This window comes from Bacteroidota bacterium (assembly GCA_008933805.1).
Taxonomy (GTDB): domain Bacteria; phylum Bacteroidota; class Bacteroidia; order UBA8524; family UBA8524; genus SB11.
In genome coordinates, this window is the sequence record WBUH01000013.1 from 58,442 (window position 1) to 74,754 (window position 16,313).

Sequence of the window (16,313 nt, forward strand, 5' to 3'; positions counted from 1 at the left end):
AAGATAGACAATAAGTTTTAAAAGATTGTTGCGTTCAGAGGGCTAAAGTGAATTTTTACAATTGCAAATCGCTAAACCCCAAGCGTATAGGTTTGGAAAAAAATACAACCGGAAAAAAGGGTTTTTTCGCTTAAAAATAACAGGTGTTATAACGGTATTTATTAATCAGGTTTTTCAGAAATAATATGGCACCTTACATTCAATAATTCATCCTTTGGTTTGCCTGCAAACCTCTCTGTAAGCTTCACTGTTCCAAGCTCCTGCTCTTCTCCTTTTTCTAACTTAATTTGTATCGGAGCAAAACCTGCCAAGGCAAAAAGCTTGTAATAATCATCCGCTAAAAGTCGGTTTTGGTATTGTAAACCGTTGTTATATTTTTTTTGCCATTCGTTTTCTCCATAGCCGTAAAAGTTAAACCTCGACAAGTTTTTATCAAAGTATGCGTAATGGTCTTGTAAATCAATCACACAGCTTATCACACCACCGGGTTTTAGTATGCGGTAGCACTCCCGCAAAATCAATAGTATATCTTCAGCAGGTATGTGCTCTAAGGTATCGGTAGAGTGTATGTAAGTAACGCCGGCAGTTTCAAGATTTGTTTTACGTGCATCAAAAGGGGCTTTATAAGAAATACCCAAGGCAGCCAAATCCACTACACCTGATAACCCTGCACGTTTAGCAGCATCAGCCACTAATGCCGGCTTCAACAACGGTTTAATATCTGTAACCAGTTGCTGCTTTATTCCTGCTTTGTGCAACAACAGCGGCACTGCCAAATCGTAGCCCCCTCCAAATTCATACACAATACCTTCTTCAAGGTCTTCATGGTGGCCTTTAAAAGCTTCTAAATGCTGTTGAGCTGCTTTAATTTTTTGCCCAAACACTTCATCACTCATAGGCAGGTTGCGGGTGATGCGGGTTTGCAAAAAATAGTTAATCCTTTCAGCCGCAGGCAAACGGCTGATTAGTTTCTGCAAAGCGGCTTTGGTTTTCCAATTCATGGTAAAACACAAATATACCTTGCAGGCCTATTGGGTACTTCGTATGTATGAAATAAACTACTTTTTAAGTTTTTGCTGGAAATAGAAAGCAGGGATAAGGAGTACCATCAGAATTGGATTCATCACCAAGCGGTACAAAGGGACAAGTGCCGAATACTCGGCATTTGACGCTGCATTAAGCGTAAGATAAATATAGATAGGAAACAGGACTACTAATCCAAAAAGCTGGACGTAGAACCCGAAAATTACGAAACGTCTGTTGTTAAAAAGCGCATAGATAAGCAGGATGCACAATAAATCGTTTGCCAGAAAACGGACAAGGCGGCTAATGATAAAGTTTACTTCGGTACCGGGCTCCATTGCACCGCCAAAACTCTGGTTAAAGCGAAATTGCCAACTTACAAAGTCAAACTCTTGCAAGCCATAAAACAAGGCAAGCCCTATAAGGGCCAACAGTGCTAAAAAAATCCGTTTGAAACCTATGTTAAGCAACTCCATTTTGCGGTGGTGTATCTTGAGGATTTTCTTCGGCTTTAGTTTCAGGTTTTATCATGCGTATCCACCAAATCCATAAAGCAAACACAATTACATATATTGAGAGTGTAAACAGGTATTTATGGGTAAAGTGAAAAAGTTGTGAGTGGTTTTGTGCCACATAGGCCAACAGTAACAACCTGCCCAAGTTAAACAAATGTATAATGGCAATGCCAAGTACACTAAACCAAGCAAGGCGTTTAGCACCGCCCCAAAAGCCTACTAAAAAGGCAAAGAACAAGTAAAATATTGCTACTCCGTTGCAGCCTTCATAAACGGCAATACCAGCAGGTTTGCCATTAATCCAAACGCGCACACTGTTATCACCTTCCAGTATTTCAGTACTTACGTTATCATAAAACAGTCGCATAGCACCCACCACCTGACTTGCAACACCTTTTGTAATCGGGTCGGGTTGGGTTTCGTACCCCTTTACCCAAAATCCGTATATCTGGCTCAGTACTATGTACGTTACCAGCAACCTTGCCAAGAATAAAATAGCAGGCTTAAACTCGTTGTAAAAATCTTTAATGGTTTGTTGCACTTCGCAGATAGTTTTTATAAAATTTACCGGCCCATCCGTCGGGCAAAAGTTTCACCAGTGCCCGCACGAATATACCCAACAAATATTGCTGGTGTGTAATTAATCCTTCTTTACAAAACCCGCCGATTGCTTTAAAGTCATTACGCACGGATGCTAACCCTAACCTGCGGCTATAGTTTTGCGACTGGGCATATACCAGCACTTTGGGAATATTACCCGATTGCGAGCCTGATTTAAACATACGCAACCACAGGTACCAATCTTCAGCAAAGTAAAAGTTCACATACCCGCCCGCATCTTGCACGGCTGATTTTTTGTAGAATACCGTTGGATGGCTATGGGGGTTGCGATAACCTGAAAACGCAAGCACACCTTCAAAATCAAGGGGCACCTTGCGCACAAAGTCTTTCCCTTTTGGATGTTGCTCGGCATAATATGAACCCACTAAATCAAGTTCAGGATTGGAAATAATATAGTTTACGGTTACTTCAAAACGGTCGGGTTGAGACTTATCATCCGCATCCATACGTGCTACCCACTCGTAGCTGCAATGCTTCAAGCCTTCGTTAAGAGCAGTGCCTAACCCCATATTCCGAGGCAATTCAACCACTTTAACATTCGGGGTATTTTTCAGCGTTTCAAGTTGAAGTGAAATTCCTTCTTCAACAGGGCCGTCGCGTACGATTACAACTTCAGTGGCAGGCAAAGTTTGCGAAAGAATGCTATTGAGAGTCACTGTAAACTCATGCGGGGTATTCCCGTGATAAACAGGCAACAGCACAGAAAATTGAAAATTTGCCACCAAGTAATGTTTATGCAATTATAGTACCCGCCGACAGTTTTTGCCAAGGGGTTATGACTTCGGGTTTAGATATTTTGCTGCCGGTGCCTATATAGCACCCCTCGCCCACTTGTGCGCCGGTTGATATATTTACCCCGGGCATTATGGTACTATAACTTCTTATTACGGCATCGTGATTAATAATTGCTCCTGCATTCATTATTACAAAATCACCCAACCTAATATTTACTGTAAGCACTGTATTAATGCACAACACGCAACCCTTTCCCATTTCTACATATTCATCGTCAGAAATTATTACTGACGGATGAATAAGTGTGGGGTATGCTACGTGGGGATTTGTTATTTGCTCTGCAATGGCTTTCCGTACTTCGGGTAATGATATTGCTATGCAAACAGCCACAGGTTTTTGCAGTTGGTTAATGTATTCTACACCACCTAATACAGTAAAGCCGTTAACGATTTCTCCTGCCGTTTTGCCGTCGTCAACAAAGCCTAAAACATTCCAAGCAGGTGTTATTGCATTGCAGTTTTTCAGCAACGCTAACACTTCACGCCCGAAACCGCCAGCACCAACAATTATGATATCCTGCATTAAGAAATCGGCTTAATGACGTTAGTAATGATTAATCTTTTTGCCACTACATACACTGCACCTAATCCAAGTAGCATCAGCACAAAGCTTGTTATAGATACTGAAGACGAGAAAACCACCCAAGCCGAAACAAGAGCCTGCAAAGCTGCATACAAACTACTTACCGCCAAATGCGGCCATTTAAGTTGATTGGTCAGGTATTGGTACAAGTGCAAACGATGGGCTACGAATATGTTTTGTTTAAGTATAAGACGATGTACAATGGTAAGTACACTATCAACTCCATACACCGCTAAAAACAGTACGTATTTGTAATCCTCAGTAGTTAAAATAAGTTTTATAAGCAGAAACAACACAACAAACGCCATGGCTACACTGCCCACATCGCCCGCAAAGCATTTTGCCTTTTTTCGGAAATTGAACATTAAAAATACAACAGCTCCTATTGCCGAGTAAATGATAAACTCGTCTTGAATAAATGGAGTGTATTGGTTGGCAAGTAAGGCAGCAAACAAAAACACTAAGCTATAAGCCCCAGTGATACCGTTAATCCCATCCATAAAGTTATAAGCGTTAATTGTGCCGATAACTAAAATATACGCGATTACTATTGCAGCGGGATGTATTGAAAATATACTCAAATCAACAAACATGAGTGATACTGCCAATAAATGAACAGCCACCCGTATTTTGCCTGAAAGACTGCGAACATCGTCAACAAAGCTGATGGCCGAAATAAGCAAAAGCCCCACTGCAAACCACAAGTACTTGCCACCGCTCAACGCACAGTAAATTAGCGGCGGCAGAACAAAAATAACGCCTCCCCCACGAAGGGTAATGGCAGTATGTGAGCTACGCTCATTGGGTTTGTCGATAATGTTAAACCTATCCGCTATTCTAAAATACAATAGCTCCATCACGGTTAAAACCACAAACAATATTGGGTAGGTTATAAATTCCATCTTGTATTCGGCAGGCTTTGTATTCAGGTCAAACGTTTATTGAATACAAACGCCATTCTCTCATTTAATCTTTGATAAATCTCTTGATTGATATATCCGCTCAATTATATCCACCACTTTTAATCCTTCTAAAGCATTGGCGGTAATAGTATCCTTCCCGTTCAGTGTTTTCACTACGTTCTCAATCACATAATGATGATTAGCCGCGCTGCCCTTAAACGGGCCGTAATCATTAGGCGGGTTGGTGGCCTCTAATTGAGGGAGTGTATAATCTTTAATATGGCAATATTCTATCTCGTTCATGTATTGGCCGCCTACTTTAAAGCTGCCTTTGGTACCAACAACAGTAATACTGCTTTCCATATTGGTATCCCACACTGCGGTAGAAAAGTTAATACACCCGATACCTCCATTCACAAACTCAAAGTTTACAACCCCGCTATCTTCAAAGGTGGTAGTATGTTTATGGTTAAAGTCTTTAAATATGGCGTGGGGGTTTTTAATATCCCCAAACACCCAATACATAATATCTACAAAATGACTAAACTGGGTAAACAATGTTCCCCCATCCAAATCAGTCGAACCTTTCCAGCCACCTTCTTTGTAATACCGCTCATCACGGTTCCAATAGCAGTTCACTTGCACCATCAGCACATCGCCTATAATGCCTGCACCCACAACCTCTTTCATCCAACGGCTCGGCGGGCTGTAGCGGTTTTGCTTCACCACAAATACTTGCTTCGAAACGTTTAACGCCTTAAAAATTACAGCTTCACATTCTGCTTTGGTAAGCCCCATCGGCTTTTCAATCACCACATTACAATGGTGCTCTAACGCCTGTATGGCTTGCGGGCAATGCAGCCCGTTGGGCGTAGCTACTGTAATTACATCGGCCTCAATACCTGATTTATAAAACTCTTCGGCTGAATTGAAAAAAGGAATTCCGGTGGGGTAAAGCTCGTGATGTTGGGCATTAGCATCCGTATCAATTACAGCCACCAATGTTGCCCCCTCGTAGTTATTTACGATGGTAGCATGACGGCGGCCAATATGACCGAACCCAAGTATAGCAAACCTAATATCAGCTTTTTGCATTGGCTGCGCCCAAGCGGGTTTTAAAGTAATTCATTAATTTTTGCGGCCAGTTCTTGTCCATACAGGGCTGTTCAACCAGTTTAAAAAACACTGCCGAAACCACCAGTAGCGCAAAAATAGAGATTACAAAGTTTATAATAATGGTGGGTAAAAAACCTCCAAAACTTATAATGCTTAATCCCTTCATCACAATGTATAAAACGGCGTAGTGCAATAGGTAAATACTGTAGCACATACCGCCGATAGCCGTAATAACATCTTTAGTAAAGAAGTTGTTGAATAACCTGCCTCTGAATACGCTTAAAAACAACATCAACGCACCGGCATCAAACACTATGCGCCCATACAATTCTCTATTTAAATGGAACTGATAAATTAATACTAATGCCACAACCCCCAATACATCAAATAGGTAGGACTTTTTAATTTTATCAAGGCCAAACAGGTAAATCTCAACAAATAAAAACCCTACTAAAAAGCTGTGCAAATAACTCACAATGGTTTTGTGCAGCCTCAAATCAACAATATCATCAAATAAATAGGGTACAATTATGTCAATAGCAATAATTGAGAGCGGTAATAACACCCTGCGGACATTGGTATTTTTGATAAACAGCAACGCGGCCAACAATGGCGCAAGTATGTAAAACTGTACTTCAACCTCTAAACTCCAAGTTACAGGGTTAATAGGGCTCCAAACCCCATACAACGGGAAATGAACGTACAGTAACGTAGCAATAAAGCTATCGCCGTATTCAGCCCATGTGTAGCCTGAAATAAATATACCTGCCACAAAAAGGGCAACTAATGAAAGTATGTAGGGAGGTTCAAGTCTTGTGAGTCGGCGAATAAAGTAGTTTTTAATACTCACTTTATGACCGTTTTGCAGGTAGTACTTGGCAAAAGGCAACCCAAGTATAAAGCCGCTGATGGAAAAGAAAACATCAACACCTACACTACCGCTATCAAGCAGATGGAAGATAAATGAGTTGGAATAATCGGCAGGAACAATGTTTTCGTACACACGCAAAAAATTGGTATTGGTGTGCAAAAAAACTACCGTGATGATGGCTATAAAACGCAGACCATCAATTTCGGGAATAAAGTTATTGGAAGAGGTAACCCTTCTGAACGATTTGATGCTAATCATGTAACAGGAGTATCAATAAATGAGCGTGATACCCAATTAAGTTGTTTCCTCGCTTTTTCGTCAGAGAAAGTAAGCGTTGAAGTAATTTTATTGTACTGGCGGCTTTTTAGCGGAAACTTCGGAATAAAATCACCTACCGTTGCTATCAGTTTAGCTATAGCTGCCGGAATAACAATTTTAACTTTTGACCCGATATAGTGCGCTATTTTATCTTCTATTTGAGCAAAAGTAGGATTAACACCGTCTGTAAGGTTATACTCTCCTGATTGTTTATTCTCAAACAATGAAGGTAAAAATGCAGCTACATCTTCAGCCAATACTATCGATTTTCTGGCACTGCCTTTTCCTATCCTGAAATAATACCCCTTTTTAAGGGCTTTTATCATACTTCCTAAATTACCGGGAGGATTTGCACCTGAAATCAGTGGTAAACGCAGGTTGAAATAGGCTATCCCGTTTTTTGTACACCATTCTCGCACAAAAGCCTCTGCCTGTATTTTACTTTGGCCGTAGGGATCGGTTGCATTTAAAGGATGAGCCTCGGTAATGTTTTCAGCCTTATCCAGCCCGTACACACCAATTGTGCTCATAAAAACAAACGTTTGGGGTACTTGCCCGCTTGCTTCAATAGCTGAGATTAGATGTTTAGTACCTTGAAGATTTACATCAAAAAAAGCTTGTTTCTCTACCTCGGTTTTGGGCACCATGTGCGCTTTGCCCGCGGCATGAACTACTACTTGATACACATTTGGCAATTGAGGTGTTTGTGATGACAAATCACACTGCACTGTGCTGTTTGAGCGTCCAATGGTATCCACCCAAAAACCTGACGTATCAAAGGCTTTCTTGATATAATTACCTAAAAAGCCGGAGGCTCCGGTAAGTAAAATCCGCTTGGTCAAAATATATTCCTAGTTAGTTGAGGGCACAAGCTACAACAACGGCAGCATTAATCCATTACCCACCTTAATACTTCAAAAGCCTCGGCATATTGAGAGCCGATTTGTACACCGCGTGCACGGGCTAACGAAGTAATAAAATCGGTTTTCATATAATCCCTGTGGCTTTGTGATTGATATTGTTGCAAAGCAGCCACTTTGCTGTCAACGTGTCGCTGCTCCAATTTCACAAAACATTGGGTATTAAAAGTAAGATTATTCCAAATGAGCTCATAGCCAAGCAGGGTTGTGTTTTTAAACGCCCTAAGCCCCTCGTTGGCAATGGTACTGTGGTCTTGGTGAATATCGTGCAAGGTGGGCATAAACACCGCATCAAACTTTTGCGATTTACCAATGCGAATCAGTTCTTCTAAAATCTCCTGTCGCACATAATTCAGTTTACGCACCTCGTAGTTAAACACTAAAAGGTTTTCAGCAGGGATACCCAGTTTTTGAGTTGCTGCTTTCACCTCTCGGGTCAAAATATCTTTAGGATATCCTTCAGGCACGGATTGTTGTGCAGTTGAAAATGCAGCGTACCATACATTGGCACCGTTTTCTATCAATTTGGCAATAGTACCGCCCGCCCCAAGTTCACCATCATCAGTATGGGGTGCTAGTACAAGTATATTTTTAAAGTTATTTATCACAGGTTATTTATTCAGCAAAGAGCCTTAACGGCAATTTATAGGTTTTACTTTGTAAAACTATTTTGCGCTCACGTTTTCTAATACTTTCAACATTCTGCCTGCAAGTATCTTTTTATCAAATTCACTTGCTGCCAATTGTTTACCAATTTCGCCCATTTTTGCAGCTTCGGCAGGGTTATCGGCTAAAAACAATAACTTCTCAACCAAGTCGCTTTCATCTTCAGGATGCACATTGTAACCACACTTATTTTCATTCAATAAACCAACCAGCCAGCCGGTTGTATTTTGAATTACGGGCACACCCGCTGCTAATGATTCATACAGCTTGTTGGGAGAAACAGTGCTTAATACGGGAGTATCAGTAAAAGTTACCAGCGATACCAAAGAGTTTTGCAAGTAATTAACCAAATCTACCTTGGGCATTAACCCCTGCACAATAAAATTAGTCAACCCTTCTTCGGCAGCTTTCTTAACCAACTCTTCTTTTTGCTTACCGTCGCCGATAAGAAGTATCACAATATCGTGGCGACCCATCTCATTCAGCAATTGGGCGGCACGGAACAATAAATAAGAATTGTTTGTAACACCGATATTACCAGTGTAAATGGCTACTTTTTTATCTTTAAAATAATCGGGTAAGGGCGCGTTTTGTTTTGTGCCAAATAGCTCCAAATTTGCCGAATTGGTAATAGACTCGATATTTTTATATCCGTACCTTTTTTGTATGTCGGCCACCATGCCGGGTGAAAGTCCCACAATATAGTCTGCATTTTTGTAGCACTGCTTTTCAAACCAACGGAATAGTTTTATTAATGTAGGATTTCTGATAATCCCTAACTCTATCGCACCTCCGGGCCACAAATCACGCACTTCAAACACTAGCTTTCTACGGGCAATTTTCTTTGCGATTAATCCGGGCAAACCCACTGTAAGCGGACCCGAAGAAGCAACCACGACATCGGCCTTTTGGGTAAGTGCATACCACGATGAAAGCATGCAAAATTTAACAAACGACCAAATACGCTTTACTAAGCTTTGTTTATTATCAATATATACGTTTAGTACTTTTACCTTGATACCGTCAAAAATCTGTTCTTCAATCAGTTTTTCAGCCTTCAGGTCAGATTTTGAATAAATACTTGTTACCACAGTAACCTCATGGCCTTGCTCCACCCACTCTTTGCAGAACTCATACACACGCGTACCCCAAGAACCCTTTGGCGTTGAGAAATATTGGTAAAAATAAAGAACCTTCATCTATTTTATTGCTGACTGAAAATGTTTCAATTTACCTGCTTTGGTGCGGGTAATTACTTCCTTACGTTCAAAACTGCACGTTAGTCCCGGCTCTAAATAAGTATCCATCGCCTTGGCTACCGCAGCCTTTTCTTCGTCGTTTATATCCCTATCGGCAACGTACTCATAGTGGAAATGACTAAGCGATGTTTGCCTGATAATAAACTCTTTCATAAAACCACCGCTTTCAAGCAGCTTTTTTGAGATATAATAAAAAGTTAGCCCCGGAGATTTTTTCCCACCGGGCAATATAGCCACATCATTGGTGCGGCCTGTAAGGCTTTGCAATATTCTGTAAATACCCTTTTTCCGCGTAGATATAGTACCCACATCGCCCAACTCGTATTTAACAAAAGGCATCGCTTTGTTATATAACGAAGTGATAATCACTTTGCCTTCCTGTCCATTGGGTACAGGCCGGTTATTATCATCAACTATTTCTATGTACAAGTTTTCTTCGTTCAGTATCCAATCAAAGTCCTTATCCTCAAAGGCTATCAAATCAAGTTCAGCAGCACCGTATTCGTTTGCAACAGGAATGCCGAACCCCTTTTCAAGCACCTTGCGATCGTCTTCGGTACACATTTCAGAAGTTGGGAAGGTAACCTTCAACGTAGGGCAAACATCTTTTAACACAATCCCCCGCCTGATAAGGTAATTAGCAAACAACACCAACGAACTGGTATAACCGTTCAAGTACTCAAACTTATGCTTCTTAAATACCTCAAAATACTTATCCAATACTGCATCCGACAAATCAAAAATGGGAAAACGAACCCTGTTTGCAATCAGGTCTTTAATTTTCTCCATTTTGTTTTTAATAAAGCCCAACGGAATACCGTAGAACCTTGCCTGTTTTGACTTACCGCTGATAATGCCGTGCCTTGCGTTACGGTCTAAAATCATTGCCCATGTCATTGCATGGCAAAACCTGTCTTTAGCAAAGAAAAACGGTGTACCTGTTGAGCCTGATGTATTGTGCATGTAAACATCTTTGGCCGTATATCCCGCAGTTAAGCGTTCATCAACAGGTTTTTGAAGGTCTTTCTTGGTAAGTACGGGTATTTGTTCCCAACTCGTTATCGGGGCTTCCGATTTTGAATCGACCCAAGCTTTGTAATTTTTATTGTTATTGTAATGATGCTTAAAAATCTCCCAACGCATGGAAGTTTGAAATTCATCAAACTCTTGCTCGCTTTTAGATTGCACCTCGCGAAGCCGTTTAATAGCCTCGTCGATTGGGAATTTTTTAAACCGTAGTGTTTGTAGGAAAATATTCATAATTGCTATCGCTATGCCTTTTCAGCAAAAAGCGTTTCCCATTTCTTTTTTATCTCGTCCCAGCTAAACTTGCGGGCTTTAGTTTTGGCATTGCCTGATATTTTTTGCCACAACTCTTTATCACCAAACATGGCTGTAACTCGGCTTGCCATTGCATCAGCATCAAACCCGTCAACAATCATCATATCCTCACCGTCAGCCCATATATAGGGTATTTCTCCCACCTTTGTTGAAACCACCGGAATGCCGCAAGAGGCAGCCTCTACCACAGCAATTCCAAAGCTTTCGTAAGAGGTGGTATTTAAATATACGCTGTGTGAAGAATAATATGCCGGCAATTGCTTGTTATCAACCCTGCCAATAAACTCAATTTTGTCTAACACCCCCAACTCAGCAGCCAGTTTCTTTACATCGTTCAGCAAACCATCATCTGGTCCCACCATGGTCAATGTTGCCTCTGGATATTTTTGAGCAACACTGTGTAATATTTTTACGGCTAACTCAGGGTTGTAGATGTATTTAAACGCCCTTACCCATAGTAATGAAAAAGGTTTCCGCTCTTGTGGCTGCTCTGTAAAAACAGACGTATCTATAAAATCGGGATAATATTCAACTTCATATCCTTCAGGTTTTAAAAAACCTATCAGGTATTGTGAGGGGGAAATAATTTTATCCGCCCTGTTAAGTACTGTTTGTACGTTACTTCTGTTGGTTTTATATAACTCAGGTAACCTGCCACCTCTTAACACCAATACTAATTTTTTCCTTCTTAGCCTGGCAATTATTGAGGCCACACGTGCAATATTAAATGCGTTTCCGCTATACGTATCCGCAATTACTAATTTATAATCAGCGGTAAAGCAAGTCCAAATAATATCCAGTAAACGCGGTAACTGTGAGGCTTTATCAGAAACCGCTTTTATGTGGTATTCCTCTCCTAATAAACGGGTTATTTTTTCAGATGGCCCAAGAGTTCCCCTGTGCTTTGAAAGGATATTACCTACAAATAAGATACTCATTTATTTCTTTTCGGCTATTTTAAGCAGTTTACCCGGCACTCCGCCATAAATACCGTATTCTTCAGTGTTACCTGATATTACTGAGTTTGCTGCCACTAAAACAGCTTTATTTATATGGGCACCGGCCAAAACCGTTACATGGCTTCCTACCCATGAACCATCATCAATTACTACTTTCTCTTTTTTAACCTCTTCTCCAAAAGCATAGGCTCCGTTTTTAAGAGAATGATTAGAGGTAACCACTGCTACGTATGGGCCAAACAAAACGTTATCTCCTATCTCTATACCATTGTTGCACACAAACCAACATCCTTTGGCTATATACACGTTATTACCAATGGTTAGCTGCGAAGGGTTATAAAAGGTTAAATCCCTGCCAAGTTTAAGGGTACGCCCTGCTTGTTTAAAAAAGGGACGCGCCAAAGCTCCCCGCAGTTTTATAAGTGCAACGTTATCAGGAAGCCAGTTTGTAAAAAACAATACAAAATGCAACGGCCAATCGTACCTCAAAAGTGTAAGAAACCTATTCACTTATTTATTTGTTTTGACAAATGCCATTAACAGGTGATGGTATATTTTGCCCCAAAAAGAGGCAAGGGTATCACCTGGATACATACCTATACGTGGAATAAAATAAATATCGGTGTTTTTAGTACAAACACCCTGTACAAGTGAAAAACCACAAGTATAGTAATCGCCCACAAACCCAAAAATTTTATCACCTATCACCTCTTTTGAGCCATAGGGATAGCATATTGAGAATACTTTAACCCCTGTTAGCTCTTCTAATTCCTTTTTCGAATCGGCAAACTCCTTTTCAATTTCCTGTGGGGTGCACAGGCCTAAGCTCTCGTGATTATAAGTGTGCGATTGGAAGCTAAATATCTTTTCAGTGCTTAGCTGCTTTACTGAAGAATAGTCCATTACCCTATAGTTGGGGGTAATTATATCCGTTTCAGCAATATTATTCTCAGCAAACCAATCCCTAACCTTTTTATCAAACTCGTCTATCTTTATCTTAACAGGATTAAACTCTTCTCTCAACCTGTTCCTAACCTCAACAAAGTTTTGAGGTGTGATGGTGATTTTTTCACCGTTCAATAAAAACTCTTTTCGCTGTTCCAGCAGCTTTTGCACCCAAGTACCGGGTAGTGCTTCGTTATTTTTTGAAAAACGAACGGGCAAAAACAGGGTTATTGGTGCATTGTGCTTACGGCACACCTCGGCTGCTTTTTCAACGTCTTCTTTCAGGCAATCATCCAGCGTAAGGGCACAATAGGCTCCTTTTTGCTTTTTTGCCAATCTATTTGCAAATGTTTCTAAATCAACTACTTCAAACCTCTTTTTAAGAGCGGTTATCTGCTCGTCGAATTCTTTGCTATCTATCTGATGATAGCACAGCACAAAGGGCTTCACCATACCGGGAACGGCATGAGAAATCTTGTTGAGGAATAGCGTTTCCCGCAGTTTAAAGTAGGTTGATTTTAAGCCCATTGGAAAGTAATGTGTTAATCTACGTCGCGAGCCTCAATGCTATGGGCTTCAAGAATGTAGTTACCAATCGAAAGATAATCCAAACGTCCGTCGTTAAAGGTTTTAACAGCATCGTAAGGGTTACAGATAATTGGTTCCTCGTGCATATTGTAACTGGTGTTTACCAAACTTGGTACACCTGTCAGCTGGAAATAATGCTCAAGGATTTTGTACATGGTAGGGTTGTTTTTAGCCGTTACAATTTGTGGCCTTGCTGTACCATCTACGTGTACTGCTGCGGCAGAGTTTTGTTTCATCGCATCTGTACAGTCAGTAGTGATGGTCATAAACTCGGCTGTGTATCGGATTTTATCCATGTTCAGATACATTTTATCTGCCATGTAATCCAATGTAGCGGGTGCAAAAGGCATAAACTCGGTACGGTTCAAACGTTTGTTTAACCACTTGTTTACATCACTTTGCTGAGTTGGCGCCATAATTGTACGGTTACAAAGTGCACGGGGGCCGTACTCCATCCTACCATTAAATCGGCCTACCACAAAGCCTTTTGCCAATAATTCCGCTGCTTTTTTCTCAGGCTCTTCTTCGCGGGTATATTTAAAATCAAACTTCTTAATCGCGTCTAAAATTTCATCTTCGGTATAATCAGCTCCCAAGAAAACATCATCCAATTTATAGGGCTTGAATGGCTTTTCTTTATGCGCTAACATCAAAGCCGCACCTGTTCCAATACCACAATCAGACATTCCGGGATGTACGAAGATTTCTTTAACACCGTCTATCTCCATCACACGTTGGTTCATCTTAACGTTAGCAGCCACACCACCAGCCAAACACACCCTATCAAGATTGTATTTTTTAAGGTTTTGTTTAGCCATGTGTACCACTACGGTCTCAAGCACTTTTTGGAATGCGGCTGCCAAATCTTCTGCCTTGCCGTCTTTAAATATCTTTTTGTATTTATTAGGGTCAAGAGGGTTTAAGTACATGAACGCATCATCGGTAAGGATGAAATCTTTCATGATGTCTTTAAAATAAATATCAGGATTACCGTATGCAGCCAAACCCAATACTTTGCCCTCGTGGCGGTTAGGAATAAAACCAAGGGCTTTGGTAACCTTGCTATACATCAACCCTAACGATTGAGGGCTTGGTATAAACTTAACAAACTTTAGGTTTTCGCCATCACCAATGTATATCGAACCTGCACTACCTGAACCATACCCGTCAAGAGTAATTACAAGAGCTTTATCAAAACCTGATGTATAATAAGTGCTTGCGGCATGACAAAGCTGGTGGTTGAAATACTCAACAGACCCTTTATACCCGATTTTCTGCAAACCGGCTACAAACTGCCCATGAGCTTTATCAAATTCAGCGGGGTTGATAAACATACCCCTTCTGTACATATTTACTGCATGACGCACTGACTCCATGAAAGGAGCTTTTGATGAAAATGCTTGCTTAATACTCAGTTTTCCCGATTGAAGATATAGCTTCTTTTCTTGCTCGGGTTTGTACCAACCATAGCCAACACCTGTAATGTCAGCGATGGTGATGCCTAAATAACGTAATCCGTCTTCAATTGCTTTGTAAGGGAAACCTGTTTGTTGTTTCACCCTTGTAAACCTTTCTTCTTGTGCGGCATATACAATCTTGCCGTCTTTAATAAATGTTGCTGTTACATCGCAATCAGGAGAAGAAATACCAAGATAAATAGACATATTTTGTTATGATTAAGTGCTTCTAAAATTATTATAGGTTGTTATAAAACTTAGGCTTGATTAAGAAAGTTCTTAAGTTCAGTACACATTTTTTCTGCCTGAATTTCTAAGGTAACATCGGCAACTGTTTCTTGCCCGTTTTTAATAAGCTTCCTTCGTAAGTCGCCGTCGGTAATCAGGGTTTTAATCCTGTGGTATAAATCATCTGCGTTTTTGGGTCTCACAAACAACACATCGTGCCCGTCTTTCAAATAGTGTGGTATTGCACCTACAGGGGCAGCAATCACAGGTGTTGAGTTTGCTAAGGCTTCCCAAATTGTTCGCGGAAACCCTTCTGCCGTTGAAGCCATCACATACATATCCGCGTTTTTATAAAAGCTAAATAGTTCCTCTCCCACCGTTTTCTTCCCGTGAAATAGTATCCTATCGCTAATGCCCCATTTCTCTGCCGTTTCTTTAATCCTCTCACCTGTGGGATCGTTTCTATCCACCCAGCCGACTAAATTAAACCGACATTCTATACCGTCTTGATGCAGCCTTCCTATAGCCTCCGTAATCTCTATCACTCCCTTTTGATCGGCTATTCTTCCGGCAAAAAGTATTTCATACATGTTGTTTTGGCAGGTATCCTCCCTGTAAAACAAATCTGTTTTCTTAAGGGTAGTGGTTTTTATCGGAAATGCCTGTTTCGATATCGGCTTGTACTTTTCATACATCACTGTACTATTGGCAAATACAATAGCATCTTTCGCGTATTTCTCTTGCCTGTTTTCGTTCCAAGAATAATAGGTTTTTAATGCTCTTTCTTTCACCGAAAGATTTTTGGCATCTTCCATATAATCCAACCAGTTCCCAACATTAAGATAGGCATACTTAACCTTTTTGCCGATTGCTCGGACAATGAAAGGCAGCATTGGCGTCGGAGCTCTTAGTAAGAGAATATCCAGCTTTTGCGCGTGTGCTTCAAATATTTTAGTGGTGCGCTTAGCCTGCAAAATTCTTTTTGGAACTGAAACATGCAGCATAAGCTCTACAAATTCAACATTTGGAGATTGGATTTCATAATCCATAAACTCCTTTTCCGATTCAACCGGAGTGTGTAAAAAGGCAATAACCTTATCCCAATGCGGGGCAAGACTGTCGATAAACAGACCTTGCAAAGACATGGTGTATATTTTTCCGTTTTTCTGATATGCGGGTATGTGATAATGAAAACCTAAAACCATGA

At 40.7% G+C, this 16,313-nt stretch carries 17 protein-coding genes; all 17 read right to left on the reverse strand.

Going from position 1 to position 16,313, the window contains the following annotated elements; translation table 11 throughout:
• Nucleotides 1-161: 161 nt before the first annotated feature.
• The 17 genes from F9K23_13195 to F9K23_13275 all read right to left on the reverse strand — a co-directional run bounded on the left by F9K23_13195 (nt 162) and on the right by F9K23_13275 (nt 16,311).
• The gene (locus tag F9K23_13195; protein ID KAB2914679.1) at nt 162-1,001 is read right to left on the reverse strand and encodes a methyltransferase domain-containing protein; all 840 of its coding nucleotides are present in this window, start codon (nt 999-1,001) and stop codon (nt 162-164) included.
• Nucleotides 1,002-1,058: 57 nt separating this feature from the next.
• Entirely contained in the window at nt 1,059-1,499 is a 441-nt protein-coding gene (locus F9K23_13200) for an exosortase F system-associated protein (GenBank protein ID KAB2914680.1), read from the reverse strand.
• Nucleotides 1,486-2,097, reverse strand: a complete 612-nt coding sequence (xrtF, locus tag F9K23_13205; protein ID KAB2914681.1) for an exosortase family protein XrtF — start codon at nt 2,095-2,097, stop codon at nt 1,486-1,488. The genes F9K23_13200 and xrtF overlap by 14 nt, the downstream gene beginning before the upstream one ends.
• On the reverse strand, nt 2,063-2,899 hold the full coding sequence (locus tag F9K23_13210; protein ID KAB2914682.1) for a glycosyltransferase: 837 nt from the start codon (nt 2,897-2,899) through the stop codon (nt 2,063-2,065). The genes xrtF and F9K23_13210 overlap by 35 nt, the downstream gene beginning before the upstream one ends.
• On the reverse strand, nt 2,892-3,476 hold the full coding sequence (locus F9K23_13215; protein KAB2914683.1) for an acetyltransferase: 585 nt from the start codon (nt 3,474-3,476) through the stop codon (nt 2,892-2,894). The genes F9K23_13210 and F9K23_13215 overlap by 8 nt, the downstream gene beginning before the upstream one ends.
• Entirely contained in the window at nt 3,476-4,429 is a 954-nt protein-coding gene (locus F9K23_13220; protein KAB2914755.1) for a glycosyltransferase family 4 protein, read from the reverse strand. Before F9K23_13220 ends, F9K23_13215 begins: the two co-directional genes overlap by 1 nt.
• Before the next feature lie 69 nt (nt 4,430-4,498).
• Nucleotides 4,499-5,533 (reverse strand): Gfo/Idh/MocA family oxidoreductase, encoded by a 1,035-nt coding sequence (locus F9K23_13225; protein ID KAB2914684.1) that lies wholly within the window; start codon nt 5,531-5,533, stop codon nt 4,499-4,501.
• Nucleotides 5,520-6,683: an acyltransferase gene (locus F9K23_13230; protein KAB2914685.1), complete on the reverse strand. Its 1,164-nt coding sequence runs from the start codon at nt 6,681-6,683 to the stop codon at nt 5,520-5,522. The genes F9K23_13225 and F9K23_13230 overlap by 14 nt, the downstream gene beginning before the upstream one ends.
• Complete coding sequence (locus F9K23_13235; protein ID KAB2914686.1) at nt 6,680-7,585, reverse strand: NAD-dependent epimerase/dehydratase family protein; 906 nt, start codon at nt 7,583-7,585, stop codon at nt 6,680-6,682. Before F9K23_13235 ends, F9K23_13230 begins: the two co-directional genes overlap by 4 nt.
• A gap of 47 nt (nt 7,586-7,632) precedes the next feature.
• On the reverse strand, nt 7,633-8,271 hold the full coding sequence (locus F9K23_13240) for a PIG-L family deacetylase (GenBank protein ID KAB2914687.1): 639 nt from the start codon (nt 8,269-8,271) through the stop codon (nt 7,633-7,635).
• 57 nt (nt 8,272-8,328) lie between these two features.
• The gene (locus F9K23_13245; protein KAB2914688.1) at nt 8,329-9,528 is read right to left on the reverse strand and encodes a glycosyltransferase family 4 protein; all 1,200 of its coding nucleotides are present in this window, start codon (nt 9,526-9,528) and stop codon (nt 8,329-8,331) included.
• Nucleotides 9,529-10,851 (reverse strand): phenylacetate--CoA ligase family protein, encoded by a 1,323-nt coding sequence (locus F9K23_13250; GenBank protein ID KAB2914689.1) that lies wholly within the window; start codon nt 10,849-10,851, stop codon nt 9,529-9,531.
• Between the two features lie 8 nt (nt 10,852-10,859).
• Complete coding sequence (locus F9K23_13255) at nt 10,860-11,867, reverse strand: glycosyltransferase family 4 protein (GenBank protein ID KAB2914690.1); 1,008 nt, start codon at nt 11,865-11,867, stop codon at nt 10,860-10,862.
• Entirely contained in the window at nt 11,868-12,398 is a 531-nt protein-coding gene (locus tag F9K23_13260; GenBank protein ID KAB2914691.1) for an acyltransferase, read from the reverse strand.
• Nucleotides 12,399-13,361, reverse strand: a complete 963-nt coding sequence (locus tag F9K23_13265) for a polysaccharide deacetylase family protein (GenBank protein ID KAB2914692.1) — start codon at nt 13,359-13,361, stop codon at nt 12,399-12,401.
• Nucleotides 13,362-13,375: 14 nt separating this feature from the next.
• A complete protein-coding gene (locus tag F9K23_13270) occupies nt 13,376-15,085 on the reverse strand; it encodes a carbamoyltransferase (GenBank protein ID KAB2914693.1) in 1,710 nt (569 codons plus the stop codon).
• Nucleotides 15,086-15,135: 50 nt separating this feature from the next.
• Nucleotides 15,136-16,311 carry a glycosyltransferase family 4 protein gene (locus F9K23_13275; protein KAB2914694.1) on the reverse strand — a complete coding sequence of 392 codons (1,176 nt, stop codon included), beginning with the start codon at nt 16,309-16,311 and terminating at the stop codon, nt 15,136-15,138.
• Nucleotides 16,312-16,313 lie beyond the last annotated feature (2 nt).

Excerpts from the sequence above, each read along its gene's own strand:
- F9K23_13195 (KAB2914679.1), bottom strand. The coding sequence starts at position 1,001 with ATGAATTGGAAAACCAAAGCCGCTTTGCAGAAACTAATCAGCCGTTTG.
- F9K23_13200 (KAB2914680.1), bottom strand. The coding sequence starts at position 1,499 with ATGGAGTTGCTTAACATAGGTTTCAAACGGATTTTTTTAGCACTGTTG.
- F9K23_13215 (KAB2914683.1), bottom strand. The coding sequence starts at position 3,476 with ATGCAGGATATCATAATTGTTGGTGCTGGCGGTTTCGGGCGTGAAGTG.
- F9K23_13225 (KAB2914684.1), bottom strand. The coding sequence starts at position 5,533 with ATGCAAAAAGCTGATATTAGGTTTGCTATACTTGGGTTCGGTCATATT.
- F9K23_13230 (KAB2914685.1), bottom strand. The coding sequence starts at position 6,683 with ATGATTAGCATCAAATCGTTCAGAAGGGTTACCTCTTCCAATAACTTT.
- F9K23_13245 (KAB2914688.1), bottom strand. The coding sequence starts at position 9,528 with ATGAAGGTTCTTTATTTTTACCAATATTTCTCAACGCCAAAGGGTTCT.
- F9K23_13255 (KAB2914690.1), bottom strand. The coding sequence starts at position 11,867 with ATGAGTATCTTATTTGTAGGTAATATCCTTTCAAAGCACAGGGGAACT.
- F9K23_13265 (KAB2914692.1), bottom strand. The coding sequence starts at position 13,361 with ATGGGCTTAAAATCAACCTACTTTAAACTGCGGGAAACGCTATTCCTC.
- F9K23_13270 (KAB2914693.1), bottom strand. The coding sequence starts at position 15,085 with ATGTCTATTTATCTTGGTATTTCTTCTCCTGATTGCGATGTAACAGCA.
- F9K23_13275 (KAB2914694.1), bottom strand. The coding sequence starts at position 16,311 with ATGGTTTTAGGTTTTCATTATCACATACCCGCATATCAGAAAAACGGA.